Origin of the sequence: Synechococcus sp. H55.2 (assembly GCF_047462495.1) — a bacterium.
Lineage (GTDB): Bacteria > Cyanobacteriota > Cyanobacteriia > Thermostichales > Thermostichaceae > Thermostichus.
In genome coordinates this window covers 1-18,491 of sequence record NZ_JANSJH010000049.1, presented here as the reverse complement: position 1 = coordinate 18,491, position 18,491 = coordinate 1, and the positions used below count along the sequence as shown (strand labels likewise).

Here is an 18,491-nt window from a genome sequence, read left to right as displayed (position 1 = left end):
TTAAAATCCACAAGAGTTGCCAGAACAGATGGGAGCAGAGCTGGCCGGTTGACAGGCACCTCAGGAGATTTCTGTAAACAGATCCTTGAGGGCTGTGCGGGCGGCCAGGTGCTTGCGGGTGGACTCGAGAATTTCGGCTTCGCGGCGCAGCCGGCTTTCGGTGTTGACCATTTCCAGCAGCGCTTGCTGCTCCTGAGGGGCTCCCTGGAAGTGGCTGGCCACCCAGTAGGACAACTCTACAGGGGTGGTGGGAAGCTGCTCCGGCAGCTCGGTATCGCGCTCCATCAATTTGCCCGAAAGACGCACCACGTCCTGCAGGAGAGTCGTAACCTGGCGCGCCCAGCTCTGCAGCTCCTCGGAAGAGGTGGTCGGCTCATCCTCGATCCATTCCACCAGCCCCACCCGGAAGGGCTTTTCCCGCACGTAATCCAGGACGCGGAAGCGCTGCTGCCCCAAGGTCAAAATGTCCATGCGGTCATCCGGCAACCGCTGCACCTGCAACACCTCAGCACAACAGCCTATCCGCACCGGGGATCCCGTCTGGGGATTGAACATCAGCACCCCGAAGCGGCGATCCGTCTCCAGGATGGTGTTGATCATCATGCGGTAGCGGTACTCGAAAATGTGCAGCGGCAGGGGGCGGCCCGGAAACAGTACCACCTCCGGCAAGGGAAACAGGGGCAGCTCGCGAACATCCACGGAAGAAGAAGGCATAGGGCTTGTGCTTCTCGCTGTACTGAGTCTAGCCCATCTTGAAAGGCCTTCGGCCCGCCAGCGCGAACGGCCAATCTGGTCGCCTTTGCTGAAGTCGAACGGGGCCGGGATCCCTCAAAAGAAGCGGTGGTGCCAGACCGTGATGGCGATAGCCAGGGCATCGGCGGCATCATCCGGACGGGGCAGGTTGGGCAGGTTGAGCTCGCGGGCCACGGCGGCTTGTACGGCCTGTTTGTCGGCGCGTCCGTAGCCTGTCAGGCTTTGCTTGACTTGGGCAGGGGTAAACTCCACCGGCACCAGGTGATGTTGGGCCAAGGTGAGCAGGATCACGCCACGAGCTTGAGCGATGGCAATGGTGTTGCCCATTTTGTAGAAAAAGAGCTTTTCCAGCCCCACCTGATGCGGGCGCAGTTGGCACAGCAACTGGCTCAAGTCCTCGTACAGCGTTTGCAGCCGTTCCGGCATCGAGTGTTGGCTAGGGGTGCTGATCACCCCATAATCCACGGGTTTTAACCCGGCAGATCCCGCCAGAATGCAACCAAAACCCAAAGTTCCCAGGCCCGGATCCAACCCGAGGATGCGCTGCTCATCATAGCGCTCCGCGCCGCTATCGCGACGGGGAGGATTTGGCAACACCATCGTTGTGCAAATAGGTCAGGCCAGAGATCAGGGTGAGAACCACCGCCACCCAAAAACAAGGGATCCCGCCCGGCCACCCCAAAATCAGCAGAGCAATGGCCAGGATTTGGGTCACGGTCTTGGCTTTGCCCCAGAGATTGGCGCCGCGGATTTGGCTTTGGTTGGCCCGCCAACCGGCAATGACCAGCTCTCGCCCCACCAGCAAAAAGACTCCCCAGGCCGGGATCCGCCCCAGCTCCAGCAGGCCCAGCAGGGCCGCCACCACCAGCAGCTTATCCACCAAAGGATCCAAAACTTTGCCCACATCGGTGATCAGCCCATAGCGGCGGGCCAAGTGGCCGTCCAGCCAATCGGTTGCCGCCGCCAGCAAAAACGCCCAGAGGGCCAGCCGCTCTCCCAACGGGGATCTCAGGCTCAGCCCCAGCAAAACAAAGGGGATCCCTGCCAACCGCAGCAGGGTAACGGCGGTGGGCAGGTTTACCCACGCCAGTTTGACACTTTGGACGGCGCCGGGATTGTCCACCTCAGATCTGGCCTCAAGGATAAAGTTAACCAGAATTATCGGTAACGGCCCAGGCGCTCGGTGAGCAGGTGGTAGAACCCTTCAGGATCTACTCCAAAAGCCACCTGGACATTGGCGGGACGGCCGCTGGATCCCCAGCGATCCACCACCGTCCGGCCCAGGTTCAAGGGGCTGGCCGTTTCCACCTCGACATAGCAGGGCTTGAGTTCAAACAACTGCGGCTGCAAGAGGTAGGCGATAACACAAGGGTCGTGCAAGGGCCCCCCCGGCAACCCGTAGCGCTCCACATCGACCTTACCGTAAAAGGTGAGCATGTTGGCCACCGTCTGCCCCACCTGGGTGTTGAGGGCGCGAATCCGCTCGATCCGCTCCGGCGTGCTGAGGACTTGTTGGGTGACGTGCAGACCCAGCATCACCACCTCTGGGATCCCGGCGCTGAGCACGATCTGGGCGGCGTGGGGATCGGTGAGGATGTTGAACTCGGCTGCCGGGGTGACATTGCCCTCAAAGGCAGATCCTCCCATGAACACCAGCCGCCCGATGCGCTCCACAAGCCGGGGCTGCTGCACCAGGGCCACCGCCAAGTTGGTCATCGGGCCCAGCAGCGCCAGGGTAACCGGCTCAGGGGCAGCCATCAGGGTCTCGATGAGAAATTGCACCGCGTGCCGGGATCCCAGCGGCATCTGCGGCTCCGGCAAATTGGCGCCGTCGATCCCGCTTTTGCCATGCACGTCCTCAGCAGTTTCCAGGGGGCGCAAGAGGGGGCGAGGGCAGCCGGCATAGACTCCCATCTGCGGCTGACCGGCCAACTCGCAGATCTGCCGCGCGTTGCGGCTGGTCTTCTCCACAGAGACATTGCCAGCCACCGTGGTAATGCCCAGCAACTGCAGCTCAGGTGAGGCCATTGCCAGCAGCAGGGCCACCGCATCGTCTTGGCCGGGGTCGCAATCGATGATCAGGGGCACCATAGGGATCCCGGTAGCGGCTTACTCCCCCAGTGTAGGCTTTTCTGCTGCGCTGGAGAGCAACTGGGGTGGGGCAAGTCTAGGCAGAGACGGGATGATCGCCTTCGATAGCCCGCACCTGATTGACAAAGAATTCTTCCAAAGATTGCCGCTGCCAATGCAAATCGGTCACCACCGCCCCCGCCTGGCTGAGAAGGGTCAGCAGCTCCGGCAGGGATCCGCTCCATTCCCCCGACCAATGGGATCCCTGGATCGAGAAGTGCCCTAGGCAGTCGCGGAACTGGTCGATGGCGCCACCGTGCCCTTGCACGCGGTAGCTTTTGCTCTGGCCCAGCAGCTCGTCCAACGTCCCCTGCTGCACCAATTTGCCGCCGACGATCAGGCCGACGCGGTTGCAGATCACCTCCACATCCCCCAGGATGTGGCTGTTAAAGAACACCGTTTTGCCCTGTTGCTTGAGGGACAAGATGATCTCCCGCATCTGGTAGCGGCCCATGGGATCCAGCCCCGACATCGGCTCATCCAGAAACACCAGCTCCGGGTCGTTGATCAGGGCTTGGGCCATGCCGGTGCGCTGCAGCATGCCCTTGGAGTAGGTGCGCAGTTGTTTTTTGCGGGCCGTATCTACAGAAAGCCCCACCAGCTCCAGCAGTTGCGGGATCCGCTCCCTGAGAAGGCTATCGGGCAGGCGAAACAGCTTGCCGGCAAAATGGAGAAATTCCCATGCTGTCAGGTAATCGTAAAAATAGGGGTTCTCCGGCAAATAGCCCACCTGTTGCTTGATGGAGCGATCCCCCAAAGGTTTGCCCAAGAGCGTGCCGCTGCCGCTGGTGGGCTCCACAATCCCCAGCAGGCATTTGATCGTGGTGGTTTTGCCGGCCCCGTTGGGCCCCAACAGCCCAAAGGTCTCGCCGCGGGCCACTGTCAAAGAAAAATCCTTGAGGGGGCTGACCACCTTGTTCAACCAAAAGCCAGTGCGATAGGTTTTGGTCAAGCCGGAGATGGCGATGGCCGGTTCGGGATGGAGGTCAGTCGCCTCTAGCGCAGGAGCAAGAGTCTCGCTCATGGGGGTGTCCGGGGTCAGGGTTGCTCAGCCTTCTGGAAGCGCCACTTGCTGGGTTGACCAGTGCTTGGCCCCTTCTTTCTTAAGTTTACCCAGCGGGCTTGGCCCAGCTTAAGTCTGTCTCAGCCTACACGCTCGCCTTCTGGATCTGGGATGATGAGTTCCAAGTTAGCTCCCAACGGGCGACTCTCAAAGGAGTGTTCCTTGCTGGATAAAACCCTGAGGCAGTGGAAGGAGCGGCTCTTGGCTCCGGTGCTGCAAACCCCTCTCCAACGGGTGCATCCCCTGGTCATTACCTTGTCGGGGTTTGCGGTGGGCCTGGCCTCTGGCGCAGCAGCGGCCTACGGGGCTTATGGATGGGGGCTGGGCCTGTGGCTGCTGAACCGGTTGATGGATGGGCTAGATGGCACCTTGGCTCGGCTGCAGGGGCGGCAAAGCGATCTGGGCGGCTACCTGGATATGCTGCTGGATGTGGTGGTGTATGCGGTCGTTCCCCTGGGGCTGGCCTTTCACCAGGGATCCCTGGCAGGCTATGCATTTCTGGCCCTGATGCTGGCCAGCTTTTACATCAACCTTTGCGCTTGGATGTACCTGGCGGGGCTGCTGGAAAAACGGCGAAGGGTTGTTTGCATCAACGGGACAGAGTCCTTAGGGGAACTGACCAGCCTAACCATGCCGCCTGGGCTGATCGAGGGCAGCGAAACCATCTTTCTCTACAGTTTGTTTTTCCTTTTCCCCGAGTACATGGTGGGTTTGTTTGGGCTGATGGCGATTCTGGTGCTCTTCAGCGCTGCGCAGCGGTTGATCTGGGCGCTGGGATCCTTTTCTGCTCCAAGGTCAGACTGGCAACAGTAAAACGGTTCGTCACCCAGCTTCCTAACTCCCCTCTCCCTCTGGGAGAGGGGTTGGGGGTGAGGGAAGCGGCGCGGAGTGATTGGGGAGTGTCTTCATCAGGTTTGAAACCAACTCTAATTCAAGTCGGTTTCGACCAGAGCGACCCCTTCTATCGCCAAAGCAGCCTCGGTCTCTTCTGGGCGCACATCCTGCAAAAAAGCTTCCAGAGAGGCCTGGGCTTCCGCCTCTGAATAGTGCTCCGCACCGCTCAGGCGATCGGCTCCTTCCGGCAGCCAGCCCAAAAACGGCAAGGGCAAGAGGGTGGAAAGGTTGGTCAGGATCAGCAGCAGCCCCAGCCGGCTGAAATCGGTCTCCGTCACCCCCAGCCCATGCATCAGCAGGGATCCCAGCTCTTGGGAGAGAAACCCCGCCAGATTAAAAGCCGACATCAGCAGGGCAAAGAGGGTGGCCTCGATCCCAGGGGGGCAAAGGCGGGCGGCCAAGACCAGCACCGGCATGAAGGCAATTTGCCCGGCCACCGTCAGCACCAAGCTGTCCCCCAAGCTAAACCAGTGATCGTCGATGCCCCAATCCCGATTGAGGTGATAGACCAAAATGAGGCTGGTCAGGCCCAATCCCGCCGAGAGCACCGTCATCCAGCCGAATAGGGGCCGCAGTGGGATCCGCCGCAGATACACCTGGAAGATCCCGACCCCCAGCAGGCTGGCCATGCTGGTTGCCAAGCGCACCTGACCCAAAAATTCCGGCCCAAAGCCGAGGTCGTTGGTAACAAAGTAAAAAAGAGCCACATCGGCGCTGGGAGTGGCCTGCCAAACGAATACAAACAGCACCGGCAGCAGAATGCTGGGCTGCCGCAGCGCCCGCCACACCTGGCGCACCTGTTGCTGCAAGGGATCCCAGCCTTGAGACAACGCCACCGGCTGATCGACAATCACCCAAGCCGCTAGAGCGATGAACAACGGCAAAAAGGCCGTCAGCCCAAACACCACCTGCGGCGAATAATGGGCCAAGAGCGCCCCTCCCAAATAGGCGGTGAGCAGGGATCCCAAGGCCGTTGCCCCCCAAGTCAAAGATTGCAGCGTGCCCGTCCCTGCCCAGTCATGGCCATGTACCCGCTCCACCACCAGCGAATCCACGATCACATCTCCCACCGCCACCGCCAGGGATCCCAAAACCATCCACAGGGTGGCCAGCCCAGCCGTCGGCGCCCACAGCGCCATGCCCAGCCAAGCCACGCACCCCAGAAGCCCAGAAAGCAAGAGGTAAGGACGACGGCGGTAGCCCGCTACGGGCACGGTATCCGACAGCAGGCCGTAGAGGGGTTTGAGGATCCAGGGACTCATGGCAACGCCCATCAACGCTGCCACCTGCGACGGGCTGAGGCCCAAGCTATCTTTCAGATAAAAGCTGGTGGCCAGCCGTGCCAAGCCCAGCGCCCCCTGCACAAAGTACACCAAGAGGATCCCGAATAGCTCTGGTGTCCAGTGGATATCCCGCAGCGGGGTCAGGGTGGAGGAGCGCAGCCGTTGCAGCAGAGGATGGAGCATGGGGGGTGCAGAGTTGCGTAGTGTTACATTTGCGCAGTGTTGCCTCGGCAACCGCAAAACCATCAGAAATCTTAACAGTCCCTTTACTCTAACCCGTCCAACCGGCTTGCGGGCACCAGGGGCCACGCTCTAAAACAACTGGACTGGTGGATACTTGCCCAGATTCCGAGCCCGCACTGGTCGGCAGCAGCCGGATGTGAGCATTTGGGAGTCATTTCTAGTCTAGAGAAGCCGTGACTTCCCTCTCTCTGGGAGAGGGGTTGGGGGGTGAGGGCCAGAAGACGAGGCTATTCCAGAGTGGCAGTAGGATGAAGGAGTAGTCTCAGAACATTTCCACCTCTTTCTGGCTGTGTTCACTGCTTCTCCTGCCGGTTGGGCGGCTGATGTCATCGCGCCTTTTGCTCCTCAAGTCTGGAGCTGGCGCGGCCATGCCATTCGCTACGTGGTGCAGGGATCCGGATCTCCGCTGGTCTTGGTGCATGGCTTTGGGGCTTCCATCGGCCATTGGCGGCACAACATCCCCGTGCTGGCTGAGGCGGGATACCGGGTCTATGCCCTGGATTTGCTGGGGTTTGGTGGCTCGGCCAAGCCTGCTCTCCCCTACAGCCTAGATCTGTGGGCGGAGTTGCTGGCGGATTTTTGGCAGCAGCACGTGCAGCAGCCGGCGGTGTTTATTGGCAATTCCATCGGGGCCTTGCTCAGCTTGATGATGGCCGCCCAACACCCTCAACTGGCCGCAGGGGCGGTGCTGCTCAACTGTGCCGGCGGCCTGAACCACCGCTCCCACGAGCTCAACCCGATTTTCCGCGTTTTCATGGCCGCCTTTACTGCCCTGGTAGCCTCTCCGGCGACCGGGCCGTGGGTGTTTGATCGGGTGCGGCAGCGGCAGCGGATCCGTGCCACCCTGAAACAGGTATATCGCAACCCCGCCGCCATTACCGATGAGCTGGTGGAGCTCCTCTATGCCCCTTCCTGTGATGTGGGCGCTCAGCAGGTGTTTGCTGCCATCCTCACCGCTCCTCCCGGCCCCACTCCCGAATCTCTGCTGCCCCAGGTGCGCTGTCCGCTGTTGGTGCTCTGGGGAGAAGAGGATCCCTGGACGCCCATTCAACGGGGATGCGGCTTTGAAAACCATGTGCAGGGGATCGACTACCAGTTTTTGCCCATTCCCAATACCGGCCATTGCCCCCATGACGAACGCCCAGAGGTGGTTAACCCTCTGATTGTGGGCTGGCTGCCCAGAGCCTTTGCGGCTGTTTGACAGGCTGTCCTCAGGTTTTTGGGGAAGTTTTTTGAGCAGATAGGCCCAACCAACTCCGTATTTTGGTCATCCAAACTTGAAGGGGCGAGGGCTGGGGCCGGATCGCCACCTGGATCGGCTCGTCTTGGAAGTCTGGATCTTTGAGGCGAAACCCAAACTCTAGGTCATCTTTCACTTTACTAAGACGGGGAAACAGCCTCACGGCTGCTTTTTTGAGCTCTTCTTCATTTTGGAAAATGGCCTGGTGAATGGCACCGGAACGCCCCACCGCCAGGGATCCCACCGGCAGCCAGGGGTTGGGCTTGCCGGGCGCGGGCTGGCGATGTCGAACAAAGATGTTGAACTCCGGCATCCCCTTGGCTTTCAGCTCGTCGTAGCGTTTGGCGGCTTCCTTGCGCTTGGCCGTGTTGGCTTTGGCCGGCTTTTTCTCCGGCCTGGATGGGCTGAAACCCTTGGACTGACTCATACCTGGCTTGACAAGAGGGGTGTTTTTGCAGCTTAGCGCAGATTGGATCCCTTCCTTCCAGGGTTGCTCCGACCGGCGTGCTATACTTATTGAGCCTTGGTGGGCGGTTGAAGAAGCCTACCAGCGGGATGTAGCGCAGCTTGGTAGCGCACTTCGTTCGGGACGAAGGGGTCGCAGGTTCGAATCCTGTCATCCCGATGGGCTTGGGCAAAATCGCGTTGGCCTCCCGGCTCCCCAGCCGGGAGAATATGTAGAGTAGACGGGCCTTGGCAAGGAGAAGGGGCAACGGCGCTTGGGGAGTGCCTCAATTGGGTTTGAGATAACCCAAGACCTGGGTGCTTTGGGTGTTGTTGGGCTGGTCTCGCCCAACGGGATTGGGGCAGCAGCAGGAGCCGCATGGCCCTGCTACCGTTCTATTGTGAACGCGCTGCTGCCAAACTCTGCCATGGAGAACCAACCGTGACCCACCTGGCCACCCCCTTCGACCTTCACCCCCGCGAAACCGGGTTTGATACCCCAGATGCCCTGCGTCTCAGCCAACGCCTCATTCAAGTGGGGATCGCCCTTTCTTCGGAAACGGATCTCAGGCGCCTGCTGGAACTGATTGTCGCCCAAGCCCGCGAGCTGACCTGCTGTGATGGCGCCAGCTTGTTCATCCGGGAGGGAGAAGAGTTGCGCTTTTTCGTGGTCAACCGCAACGAGGAGCTGCAGGATCTGCGCCTGCCCCTCACTCCTTCCAGCATTGTGGGCTATGTGGTGCTCACTGGGGAGAGCTTGAACTTGCCGGACGTCTATCGCTTGCCACCGGGCTTGCCCTATGCCTTCAACTCCCAAGTAGATCAGCAAACCGGCTACCGCACCCGCTCTTTGCTCACGGTGCCGCTGCGGGATCCCTCAGGAAACATCCTCGGCGCCCTGCAACTCTTGAACCGTCTCAGGCCGGATCGCCCTGCTGACCCAGCGCCCAACCAGGTGGCTGACTGGAGCCAGCCGTTTTCTGAGTTGGAAGTCCGGGTGGCCGAAGCCCTGGCTTCCCAGGCGGCGGTTGCCTATCAAAATGTGCGCTTGCGGGAAGAGCTGAAAGCCGCTCACCTGGAAACGATTTTCTGTCTGGCCCAGGCTGCCGAATACCGGGATCAAGACACCTCGTTTCACCTCAAGCGGATGAGCCACTACTCCCGCATTCTCGCCAAAGAGTTGGGCCTCTCCAGCCGAGAACAGGAGCTGATTTTCTACGCCAGCCCCCTGCACGATGTGGGCAAAATCGGGATCCCGGATGCCATCTTGCAAAAGCCAGGCCCCCTCACCCCTGAAGAGCGCCTGATCATGAACCGCCACCCTGAGATTGGCTACGAGATCCTCAGCAAGTCCGACTCGGAGCTGATGAAAAAAAGCGCCATCATTGCCCTCACCCACCACGAAAAGTTCGATGGCAGCGGCTACCCGCGGGGCCTCAAGGGCGAAGGGATCCCGCTGGAAGGGCGGATTGTGGCTTTGGCCGATGTCTTTGATGCCTTGGCCAGCCGCCGCCCCTACAAAGCAGCCTGGGATCTAGACGAGATCTTTCGCTTTGTGGAAAACAACAGCGGCAGCCACTTCGATCCCCACGTGGTGGCAGCTTTTAAGCACGGGCGCGGCGAAATCCTGGAGATCTACCACCGCTATCAAGAGGCTCGCTAACCCCAGATCCCCTTAGCCCCTGGGTTCAGAACAGGTTCCTCGCCTGCCCACCAATAAAGCACAAATGAAAAAGAAAGAGCATCTCTCCGCACAATCCCGTATAGGCTTGTAGCCAGCAGACAAGATCTCAAGCCAAACTAAGGGTGGCCGGCTCTGTTTGCCACCGGTTCGCTGGAAAGGCGAGCAGAGCTCTGCCTCTGTGCTCCTCTATACATAGCACATTCTTGGCCACTTGTCTCTGCCCAACCCGCGCCGAGGATCCCTGTGATGGCTACCCTGACCAATCCGCCCACTCCCACCCTCTCGATCAACACCAAGCTGCGCGATCTGGCTCTGGTCGACTTTCAGGTGAGCGAGTCCACCACCTGCGAGAACGTGGTGCGCCGCCTAGAAGATGATCCCAGCCTTTCGGGGGTCATCGTGCTGGATGAGCGGTCGCGGGTGCAGGGGATGTTGACCCGCCGCGCCATTTTGGAGTGGATGCTGAGCAAGCCCTATGGCCTAGACGTGTTTTTGAAGCGGCCCATCAGCTCCATGGTGGAGTTCCACGGACGGGGCTTTTTGCTGCTCCCCGGCGACTGCGATGTCATCGCGGCGGCCAGCCAGGCCTTCCGGCGGCCCCAGGAGACCATCTACGACCCGGTGGTGGTACAAGTTGGTTCCCAGGACTACCGCCTTTTGGATGTGCCGGTGTTGTTGGTGGCCCAGTCGCAGGTGCATCTGGCCACGCAGCGGAAGCTGCAAGAACAGCAGGAGGAGATGCAACGGATCTTGGCCGAGCTGGAGCAAGAGAAAAACCGCAGCCTTCAGTATGCCCGCGATCTGGAGCGGCAAAAGGCCGAGATCCTCAGCCAGAACATCGCTCTAGATCGGGAGCGGCGCCAGGCCCAGCAGCGCTCCGAAGAACTGGCCCGCCTCAACGCCCGCATCATCGAGATCAGCTCGGTGCTCTCGGAGAAGGGCAAATCCACCTTTGCCGCCACCTTTGCCGGAGTAGAGGCCGTTCGCCGTCTATCTCAGGAAATTGCCGACAGCAACCAGGAGCTCTCCCGCGAGCTCAAAGAAATCAACACCATCGTTGACTTGATCGTAGAGGTGGCGGGCTATATTCGCCTGCTCTCCTTTAATGCGGCTGTGGAGGCCAACCGCAGCGGCGGAGGTGGCGGTTTTGGCGCCATTGCCCAGGAGATTCGCAAATTGGCAGGGCGCACCACCGAAGCCAGCAACCGCATCCGCGGCTTGGCAGAGCGCATCCAACGCCAAAGCCAATCCACCCTGCAATCAGCCCAGGCCAGCGCCGAGATGGTGCAATCCCTTTACCAGCAGGCCCAGTCGGCCCAGGCGGCCCTGGAGGAGTTGCAAGCCCTCTTGGAGCGGGCCCAGGTTTAGCCTTTTTTGGGAGTGGTCTGGCCCTCGCGGATCTCGTAGGTGTAAAACTGCCCTGCCACCGCCAGAGTTTGGAAGTGGTAGGTGGGCAAAGAGATCCCCAGCGGGCCAAAGTTAAGCAACGACAAATCGGTGCTGTAGAGGCTGAAGAGGATGAAGTTTTGCCGGCGGGTCTGGCGCAGGAACAGCTCTGCCAACTCCGGTTGCAGCTCTTGCACAAGGGCGTGACATTCCTCAATGAGGGTGGGCAAAAAAGCCGGGAGCTGGGCGCAGTATTCCCGCGTGGCATAGGCAGCCAACTGTTCCCCTGCGTAGGCCCCGTACGCTTCCGGGGTGGGATTGGTGATGGCCAGAGCAGCCACACCCCCGGCCAGAACCAGTCCGGAAAGCAAGGAAAAGACCCTCAGCATAGCGGCCTCCGAAACAAGATTTTCCATTCTGCTACGGGCTTGAGGTGCTTCGACAGGGATCCTTCGGCAAAAGCCATCGCCTAAGGCCGCCCTGTCGCCTCCTAGAGCCGGCGCGGGATCACCCAATTGGCCAGGAATGCGGTTCACGGTGTTGCAGCAAACCTGCAAAAGAGCTGGATCCCTTGGTTGAATTGCTAGCCTACAGGCTAGGATGGGAGCCGATGCGCAGCTTGATGCTCTCTATGGAACTGGCCGATCTGAGACGCACCCTAGAATCGCTCACCTCGCGCCTGAGCAGTGCTCAGGACTATCTTTGACCTGCCCCGCCTAGAGCAACAGATCGCCATTTTGGAGCAAGAGGCGGCGCAGCCGCAGTTTTGGAACGATGCCGAGGCGGCCCGCCGCCACCTGCAACAGCTCAACAGCCTCAAGGCCTCCTGGGATCAAGTCCACCGCTGGAAGGATCGCCTGGAAGATGCCACCAGCGCCCTGGAGCTGTTGCAAGAGGATCCCGACCCGGAGCTGTTGGCGGAAGTGTCCGGATCCCTGGCGGCGGTGGAGCGGGAGCTCGGCCAATGGGAGCTGCGGCAACTGCTTTCCGGCCCCTACGACAAAAACGGCGCCATCCTCACCATTACCGCCGGCGCGGGGGGAACCGACGCTCAAGACTGGGCAGCGATGCTCCTGAAGATGTACACCCGCTGGGCGGAAAACCAGGGCTACAAGGTCAGCCTCTCGGAATACTCGGAAGGGGCAGAGGCCGGCATCAAGTCGGCCACCCTGTTGATCGAGGGGCCCTACGCCTATGGGTATCTTTCCGCCGAGAAGGGCAACCACCGCATGGAGCGCATCAGCCCCTTCAACGCCAACGGCAAGCGCCAGACCAGCTTTGCCGGCGTCGAGGTCATGCCCATCCTGGAGGAAGAGAATGAGTTCGAGCTGAGGATGGAGGATCTGGAGTTCGAGACTTCTCGTTCCGGCGGGGCAGGCGGCCAAAACGTCAACAAGGTGGAAACGGCGGTGCGTGTCATCCACAAGCCCACCGGCATTGCCGTGCGCTGCACCGAGGAGCGTTCCCAACTGCAAAATAAGGAGCGGGCCATCCAGATCCTGAAGGCGAAGCTCATCGAATTGGAAGAGGAAAAGCGCCGGCAAAAGCTGGCCGAGATCCGCGGCGAAATGGTGACCCAGGGCTTTGGGGGCCGGATCCGCACCTACACCTTCGATCCTTACAAGTTGATCAAAGACCACCGCACCAACGCCGAAACCTACAATGTCGAGGCGTTTATGAATGGCGAACCGGAGGAGCTGATGCACTTTATCCAGGCCTACCTGCGGCAGGAACATGCCAAACAGCAGGCTGCTGCAGTCTAGGGCCGGCTGTGGCGCTCCCACACCGCCTGCATCAGGGCTGCCCGCTCCGACGCCGAGATCGCGCCCAATTGAACGGGATCCCACTCTGGGAAAAACTCCCCCACCCCCCATCCCAAGGCTCTGGGATGGGCTGTTTTTGCCTGCAGGGATCCCGCCCAAACTAGGCCGTGCCAAGCGCCAATAGGGGTTTCCAGGGCCGAGGAAAACACCAGATCCAAGCCCGGGTGTTGGCTGAGGTAGTCCCTCAGGGCAAGACCGGATCCGACCAAAGAGGGCTTGACCACCAGGATCCCTTGCCAGCCCGACCGGTGGACAGCTTGCAACTGCTCCAGGCCGGCCACTGACTCATCCAGAGCAAGGGGAGTTTGAAACTCGCGGCTCAGTTGGATCAAGTCAGCGTGCTGCTCCGGGGGCAGAGGCTGCTCGAAAAACTCGATCTTGCCCGGCCACTCCTGATTGAGCTGGTCGCAGAGGGCCAGCCAGCGCCGCGCCTCGGCTAGGGTCAGCCCCCCGTTGGCATCCAGGCGCAGCCGGGCTCCGGGCGGCAGTTGCTCCAGCCAGCTTGCTAGCTTTTTCCACTCCTGCTCAAAGGCATCCACCCCCACCTTGCCTTTGTAAACCGGGTAGGAACCTACGGGGACGGCTTTTCCCAAAAGCCCACAAAACGCAAGCCCCGAGAGATCCCTGGCCAGCCAGCCGGGATCCCGACAGGCCAGCCAGGCGCATTCCAAGCCAAAGCGAGTGGCGGGCAGAGTTGCTGGGATCCCTTCAATCTGCACCTCGGATAGCTCAGCCGGCAACTGCTGGCAAAACGCCAGCGCTTGCTCCAAAGTCTCGCTGCCCAACCAGGGGAGGGGAGCAATCTCCCCATAGCCCTGCTGACCCGTCTCCAGATCCGTCAGCCGGATCAGGATCCCTTCGCGGACAGACCATAGGCCGTAGCGGGTGCGCAAGGGCTGCCGAAAAGGACGCCGGTAGAGGCAAAACTCGAAGCTCAGCACGTTTTTCTCTGCCTTTGAGGATCGTCCGGATAAGGAGCTACGGGTAAAGAAGGAATCTCAGAGCCTAGAGAGATGCTGCAAGTAAGACAGCTAGGCCCATGTTCTTACTGTAGTTGAAGCTACAGAATCAAGTTGAAGACATAACGTAACTTTCACTGAGTATCTCCTTACTACGATTGAGGTGAGGAAAGAAGCGTTGGTTCACTCTTTTGGCAGAAGAGAGAGGCTCTATGCAGTTTTCCACTGACAAAGTCTTCACCCTTGACTCACAACGGTGTCCCTGTGGTGGTTCACATGCTCCACAGGATCACAGTGAATTCCTTGCTTCCATGCCACAAAGTCCAGCGGATCTGGCGGATGACTTAATCAAGATGGGAGTTTATCGGCCGCAGGTGTTGAAGCTTGCGGATCAGATCAGCCGCACTGAGATGCTAGAGACGCTGGTCTTGGAGCGCTTTAGTCGGCGTAACCCAGAAAAGGAGCCAATTTTACGGGAGCTGATTTGGCAAGCGGGCGGTCTAGATCAAGCGATGGTAGCGGCTTTTGGACCTCAGGCAGCCGAATTTTTTACGGATACCCTTCGGACAGGGTCTTATTCGCGGCGGCGTTTTTTGACTCAGGTGTTGGTGGCAGCTTCAGTGATTGGGTTGGCAGCCACTCAAGGACAACAGGAACTGTCTGTTCAAGCTCAGGGATCCCTTGAGAAAACGGATCTGAGAATTGGGTTTATTCCCATTACCTGTGCCACCCCGATCATCATGGCCAAGCCCCTGAAGTTCTATGAGAAGCATGGGTTGAATGTGCAGTTGGTGAAAATGCCTAGTTGGGTTGCGGTGCGGGATTCTGCCATCGCCGGAGAATTAGATGCTTATCACATGCTCTCCCCAATGCCTATTGCCATTACCTTGGGCCTAGGATCTACAGCTTTCCCGATTAGGGTGGCTAGCCTCGAGAACATCAACGGCCAGGCCATTACCATTGCCAACAAGTACAAAAACACTGTGAAAGGCCCTGCTGACTTCAAAGGTTTCACAATCGGCGTTCCCTTTCCATACTCAATGCATAACCTACTGCTACGCTACTACCTAGCTGTCGGAGGTCTCAATCCCGACACCGATGTACAGATTAACCCTGTGCCGCCGCCGGATAGTGTAGCTCGCATGGCGGTAGGGGATATCGATGCCATGTTGATGCCAGACCCGTTTAACCAACGGGCGGTGTTTGAGGGAGTAGGCTTTATCCATATGCTGAGTAAAGATCTTTGGCCAGGACATCCCTGCTGTGTTTTCGCTGCTGGTCAAAGCTGGATTGATGCGAACTCAAACACCTTCCGAGCAGTGAACAAAGCGATCATCGACGCAGCCAGCTATGCCAGCCAGTCAGGAAATCGAGCCGAGATCGCCAAGGCTATTTCTCCGCGGGAGTTTCTGAATCAGCCAGAGGCGGTGGTGACTGCCGTGCTGACGGGTCAATTTGAGGATGGGTTAGGCAATAGCTTCAACATTCCTAATCGGATTGATTTTGATCCCTACCCCTGGCAGAGCTTTGCTTACTGGATCATTAGCCAATTGGTGCGCTGGAATCTCCTATCAGAGGCGGACGCAGATTATCCTCAGATCACTCAGGATATCTTCCTGACAGACTTGGCCCGTGAGCTGGCTCGAGAGCTAGGACAAAACCCGCCTACCGAAAACCTAAGGGTTGAAACCCTGAAGTTTGATACCTTCGATCCTAGTAATCCTGTCGCTTACATTCAAGCTCAAATCGAGAAGTTTGGGGTTTAGACCCTCAGATAGGGATCCCATCTGTTTAAACTGAACAGTTGATGACGATCCCATTGCACTAAAATTTTCTCTAGATTTTTTCCTTAACCCGTTGGAGGTACAATGTCCTTTCTTCCCGCTATGCCAGGGCGATGGATTCGTTCGATCCTACCGGGTACTAATCGGCAGGCATTTGCTTTGTTTATGATCTCTTTGCTTTTGATTTTGGTAGTTTGGGAGGCCGGAGCACGCGGCGGAGTATTTTCTCCATTAATTCCCCCTGCCAGTAGAACCTTGGTAACTATTTGGGGGTGGGTTTCGGATCCCTTTTACGATTATGGCCCTAACGATAGAGGCATTGGTTGGCATCTGCTGGCAAGCTTACAGCGAGTGGCGATTGGATTTACCATTGGCTCCTTGATCGCCATCCCTCTTGGAGTACTGGTGGGTCTTTCGGAGGTGACTTCACGGGCAATTGATCCCTACATTCAGTTGCTAAAGCCAGTTTCACCACTAGCGTGGCTGCCTCTGGGTTTAGGCATTCTGAAAAGCTCAGAAAGCGCCGCCTTGTTTGTCATTGCTATTACTAGCATTTGGCCCACCCTAATTAATACTAAGTTTGGGGTAAGTAATGTGGATCGAGCTTACTTGGATGTGGCTCGCTCTTTAGGGGCGTCCCGTTGGCGTACTATCCTTAAGGTAATTCTGCCTGCAGCAGCGCCAAGCATCATAACCGGCTTGCGCATCAGCATCGGTATTGCCTGGCTGGTAATCGTAGCTGCCGAAATTCTGGTGGGAGGTACTGGCCTGGGTTATTTTATCTGGAACGAATGGAATAACCTTCAAATTACCAGTATCATTACTGCAATTGTTGTTATCGGTGTTGTGGGTCTTCTGCTAGATTGGTTGTTTGTATTGTTGCAACGTTGGGTCGCATTTTGGGTGAGGTCATGAAAGTTACTTCTCCTTCCTATACCTCGAGTTCTGCTGGCTTGGAGCGGATTCCGCAGTTGCAGTTGCGCCAAGTCACCAAGATCTACCCCGGTCGTCGTGGCTTTATGGATCGGCTCATTGGTCGTGCTTCGGTTGATTACGTCGCTCTTGCACCCATCGATTTAGTGGTAGAAGCCAACACTTTTGTCTCGATTATCGGTCCTTCTGGTTGTGGTAAGTCGACATTGCTTAATATCATTGCAGGTCTCTCACAGCCCTCTACTGGACAAGTATTGATCAATGGTCAAGAGGTTCATTCCCCCGGATCTGATCGTGGCATTGTCTTTCAAAACTATGCTCTTATGCCCTGGATGACAGTAGGAGAAAACATCCGTTTTGCTGTCGAAACTGTACACCCGCAGATGACTTTGGCTCAGCAGAAGCAGTTGGTACAATCTTTCATAGACCTAGTAGGGTTGCGGGGGGCAGAAAAGAAATATCCTCACGAATTATCTGGAGGGATGAAGCAGCGGGTAGCAATTGCTCGAGCTCTGGCAACTGATCCACAAATTTTGCTCATGGATGAGCCATTTGGCGCTTTAGATGCCCTGACGCGAGGATTCCTTCAGGATGAAGTTGAGCGAATTTGGGAGTCACAACGGAAAACTGTCATCTTGATTACCCACAGCATTGAAGAAGCACTGTTGCTGTCGGATCGAATTGTCATGATGACTCGGGGGCCAGAGGCTCGCATTGCTCAGATTCTAGATGTCCCGTTTACCCGTCCTCGCCATCGAGACAGCTTAGATCAGCAGCCAGGCTATCATGCTCTCAAGGCAGCTATGGAACATCACCTTTCTCAAGAAACTCGTGCTGTTGAGGAATCACGGATCCGGGTTTGAGGAATAAACTGTAGTAGGAGCTTTCACGAAGCCGATACATCTGAAATTTAGGAGGCTACAATGAGCACAACCATCCCAGAGATTACTAAGAAGCTATTGGCCGCTAAAGCTGAGAAGGGGCTAACCTTTGCTGATTTAGAGCAGAGGATAGGCCGAGATGAGGTGTGGATTGCAGCGGTTTTTTATCGTCAGGCAAGCGCCTCTTTAGAAGAAGCGAAAAAAATTACTGAGATCTTAGAACTGGACGCTGTTGTAGCAAAAGAATTGACTGAATGCCCACTGAAAGGTCTAGGGCCAGTGGTGCCGACAGATCCTTTGATCTATCGCTTCTACGAGATTGTACAGGTATATGGCATGCCAATAAAAGCAGTAATTCATGAGAAGTTTGGCGATGGGATTATGAGCGCTATTGACTTTACCTTAGATATACAAAAGGAAGAAGACCCTAAAGGAGATCGCGTTAAAGTGATCATGTCTGGTAAGTTCCTGCCCTACAAGAAGTGGTAGAGGTAGGATACATGAGCCGAGTCTTAACTGCCTGTAAAGTCAAGCTAGTAGTTGAGCTAGGAACCTGGGGGTGCAGTTTTCCTAAAAAGCCCACAAAGAGCAAGTCCGCAGAAAGCAAGCCCGTAGAGATCCCTGGCCAGCCAGCCGGGATCCCGACAGGCCAGCCAGGCGCATTCCAAGCCAAAGCGAGTGGCGGGCAGAGTTGCTGGGATCCCTTCAATCTGCACCTCGGATAGCTCAGCCGGCAACTGCTGGCAAAACGCCAGCGCTTGCTCCAAAGTCTCGCTGCCCAACCAGGGGAGGGGAGCAATCTCCCCATAGCCCTGCTGACCCGTCTCCAGATCCGTCAGCCGGATCAGGATCCCTTCGCGGACAGACCATAGGCCGTAGCGGGTGCGCAAGGGCTGCCGAAAAGGACGCCGGTAGAGGCAAAACGCAAAGGAAAACCCCTTTTCCAACTGCCCATGCAAGACGGAGTCCCCTTTCTGGCTCGGAATTTTAA

General features: G+C 57.9%; 18 protein-coding genes, 1 tRNA gene and 1 pseudogene. 10 read left to right on the top strand and 10 right to left on the bottom strand.

Annotated features, from left to right (window positions below):
• Positions 1-60 precede the first annotated feature (60 nt).
• From NW844_RS07475 to NW844_RS07455, 5 genes are all read right to left on the bottom strand, one after another.
• Entirely contained in the window at positions 61-714 is a 654-nt protein-coding gene (locus NW844_RS07475) for an LON peptidase substrate-binding domain-containing protein (RefSeq protein ID WP_414334760.1), read from the bottom strand.
• Positions 715-828: 114 nt separating this feature from the next.
• Positions 829-1,347: a crossover junction endodeoxyribonuclease RuvC gene (gene ruvC, locus NW844_RS07470; RefSeq protein ID WP_414334759.1), complete on the bottom strand. Its 519-nt coding sequence runs from the start codon at positions 1,345-1,347 to the stop codon at positions 829-831.
• The gene (gene pgsA, locus NW844_RS07465) at positions 1,322-1,876 is read right to left on the bottom strand and encodes a CDP-diacylglycerol--glycerol-3-phosphate 3-phosphatidyltransferase (protein ID WP_414334758.1); all 555 of its coding nucleotides are present in this window, start codon (positions 1,874-1,876) and stop codon (positions 1,322-1,324) included. The genes ruvC and pgsA overlap by 26 nt, the downstream gene beginning before the upstream one ends.
• A 35-nt stretch (positions 1,877-1,911) precedes the next feature.
• Positions 1,912-2,844, bottom strand: coding sequence for a nucleoside hydrolase (locus NW844_RS07460; RefSeq protein WP_414334757.1), 933 nt, complete (start codon positions 2,842-2,844; stop codon positions 1,912-1,914).
• 76 nt (positions 2,845-2,920) lie between these two features.
• Positions 2,921-3,907, bottom strand: a complete 987-nt coding sequence (locus NW844_RS07455) for an ABC transporter ATP-binding protein (RefSeq protein WP_414334756.1) — start codon at positions 3,905-3,907, stop codon at positions 2,921-2,923.
• Positions 3,908-4,108: 201 nt separating this feature from the next.
• Between NW844_RS07455 and NW844_RS07450 the strand changes: the two genes are divergently transcribed.
• Entirely contained in the window at positions 4,109-4,759 is a 651-nt protein-coding gene (locus NW844_RS07450; protein WP_414334755.1) for a CDP-alcohol phosphatidyltransferase family protein, read from the top strand.
• A gap of 113 nt (positions 4,760-4,872) precedes the next feature.
• Here NW844_RS07450 and NW844_RS07445 read toward each other — a convergent pair whose 3' ends face one another.
• A complete protein-coding gene (locus tag NW844_RS07445) occupies positions 4,873-6,306 on the bottom strand; it encodes a folate/biopterin family MFS transporter (RefSeq protein ID WP_414334754.1) in 1,434 nt (477 codons plus the stop codon).
• A gap of 349 nt (positions 6,307-6,655) precedes the next feature.
• Between NW844_RS07445 and NW844_RS07440 the strand changes: the two genes are divergently transcribed.
• Positions 6,656-7,567 (top strand): alpha/beta fold hydrolase, encoded by a 912-nt coding sequence (locus NW844_RS07440; protein WP_414334753.1) that lies wholly within the window; start codon positions 6,656-6,658, stop codon positions 7,565-7,567.
• 10 nt (positions 7,568-7,577) lie between these two features.
• On the opposite strand, the gene NW844_RS07435 is transcribed toward NW844_RS07440, so the two are convergent.
• Positions 7,578-8,033 carry an HHL1-like protein gene (locus NW844_RS07435; protein ID WP_414334752.1) on the bottom strand — a complete coding sequence of 152 codons (456 nt, stop codon included), beginning with the start codon at positions 8,031-8,033 and terminating at the stop codon, positions 7,578-7,580.
• Between the two features lie 124 nt (positions 8,034-8,157).
• On the opposite strand from NW844_RS07435, the gene NW844_RS07430 reads away from it, so the two are divergent.
• From NW844_RS07430 to NW844_RS07420, 3 genes are all read left to right on the top strand, one after another.
• Positions 8,158-8,231 (top strand) — tRNA-Pro (locus NW844_RS07430).
• A gap of 198 nt (positions 8,232-8,429) precedes the next feature.
• A complete protein-coding gene (locus NW844_RS07425; protein ID WP_414334751.1) occupies positions 8,430-9,713 on the top strand; it encodes an HD domain-containing phosphohydrolase in 1,284 nt (427 codons plus the stop codon).
• A gap of 267 nt (positions 9,714-9,980) precedes the next feature.
• The gene (locus NW844_RS07420; protein WP_414334750.1) at positions 9,981-11,102 is read left to right on the top strand and encodes a methyl-accepting chemotaxis protein; all 1,122 of its coding nucleotides are present in this window, start codon (positions 9,981-9,983) and stop codon (positions 11,100-11,102) included.
• On the opposite strand, the gene NW844_RS07415 is transcribed toward NW844_RS07420, so the two are convergent.
• Positions 11,099-11,509, bottom strand: coding sequence for a DUF4359 domain-containing protein (locus tag NW844_RS07415; RefSeq protein WP_414334749.1), 411 nt, complete (start codon positions 11,507-11,509; stop codon positions 11,099-11,101). The genes NW844_RS07420 and NW844_RS07415 overlap by 4 nt on opposite strands.
• 242 nt (positions 11,510-11,751) lie before the next feature.
• Here NW844_RS07415 and prfB point away from each other — a divergent pair.
• Positions 11,752-12,883, top strand: a protein-coding gene (gene prfB / locus NW844_RS07410) for a peptide chain release factor 2 (protein ID WP_414334761.1) whose coding sequence is annotated in 2 segments (ribosomal slippage) — positions 11,752-11,823 and positions 11,825-12,883 — 1,131 coding nt in all. Because the reading frame shifts where the segments join, the coding sequence is not laid out codon by codon here.
• On the opposite strand, the gene NW844_RS07405 is transcribed toward prfB, so the two are convergent.
• A complete protein-coding gene (locus NW844_RS07405; RefSeq protein ID WP_414334748.1) occupies positions 12,880-13,884 on the bottom strand; it encodes an o-succinylbenzoate synthase in 1,005 nt (334 codons plus the stop codon). The genes prfB and NW844_RS07405 overlap by 4 nt on opposite strands.
• Positions 13,885-14,114: 230 nt before the next feature.
• Between NW844_RS07405 and NW844_RS07400 the strand changes: the two genes are divergently transcribed.
• From NW844_RS07400 to cynS, 4 genes are all read left to right on the top strand, one after another.
• Positions 14,115-15,668 carry a CmpA/NrtA family ABC transporter substrate-binding protein gene (locus tag NW844_RS07400; RefSeq protein WP_414334747.1) on the top strand — a complete coding sequence of 518 codons (1,554 nt, stop codon included), beginning with the start codon at positions 14,115-14,117 and terminating at the stop codon, positions 15,666-15,668.
• Positions 15,669-15,770: 102 nt separating this feature from the next.
• The gene (gene ntrB, locus NW844_RS07395; RefSeq protein ID WP_414334746.1) at positions 15,771-16,601 is read left to right on the top strand and encodes a nitrate ABC transporter permease; all 831 of its coding nucleotides are present in this window, start codon (positions 15,771-15,773) and stop codon (positions 16,599-16,601) included.
• The gene (locus NW844_RS07390; protein ID WP_414334745.1) at positions 16,598-17,482 is read left to right on the top strand and encodes an ABC transporter ATP-binding protein; all 885 of its coding nucleotides are present in this window, start codon (positions 16,598-16,600) and stop codon (positions 17,480-17,482) included. Before ntrB ends, NW844_RS07390 begins: the two co-directional genes overlap by 4 nt.
• Before the next feature lie 60 nt (positions 17,483-17,542).
• Positions 17,543-17,989 (top strand): cyanase, encoded by a 447-nt coding sequence (gene cynS, locus NW844_RS07385; RefSeq protein WP_414334744.1) that lies wholly within the window; start codon positions 17,543-17,545, stop codon positions 17,987-17,989.
• A 56-nt stretch (positions 17,990-18,045) separates the two neighbouring features.
• Here cynS and NW844_RS07380 read toward each other — a convergent pair.
• Positions 18,046-18,491, bottom strand: a pseudogene (locus NW844_RS07380) (hypothetical protein); the annotation flags it as partial.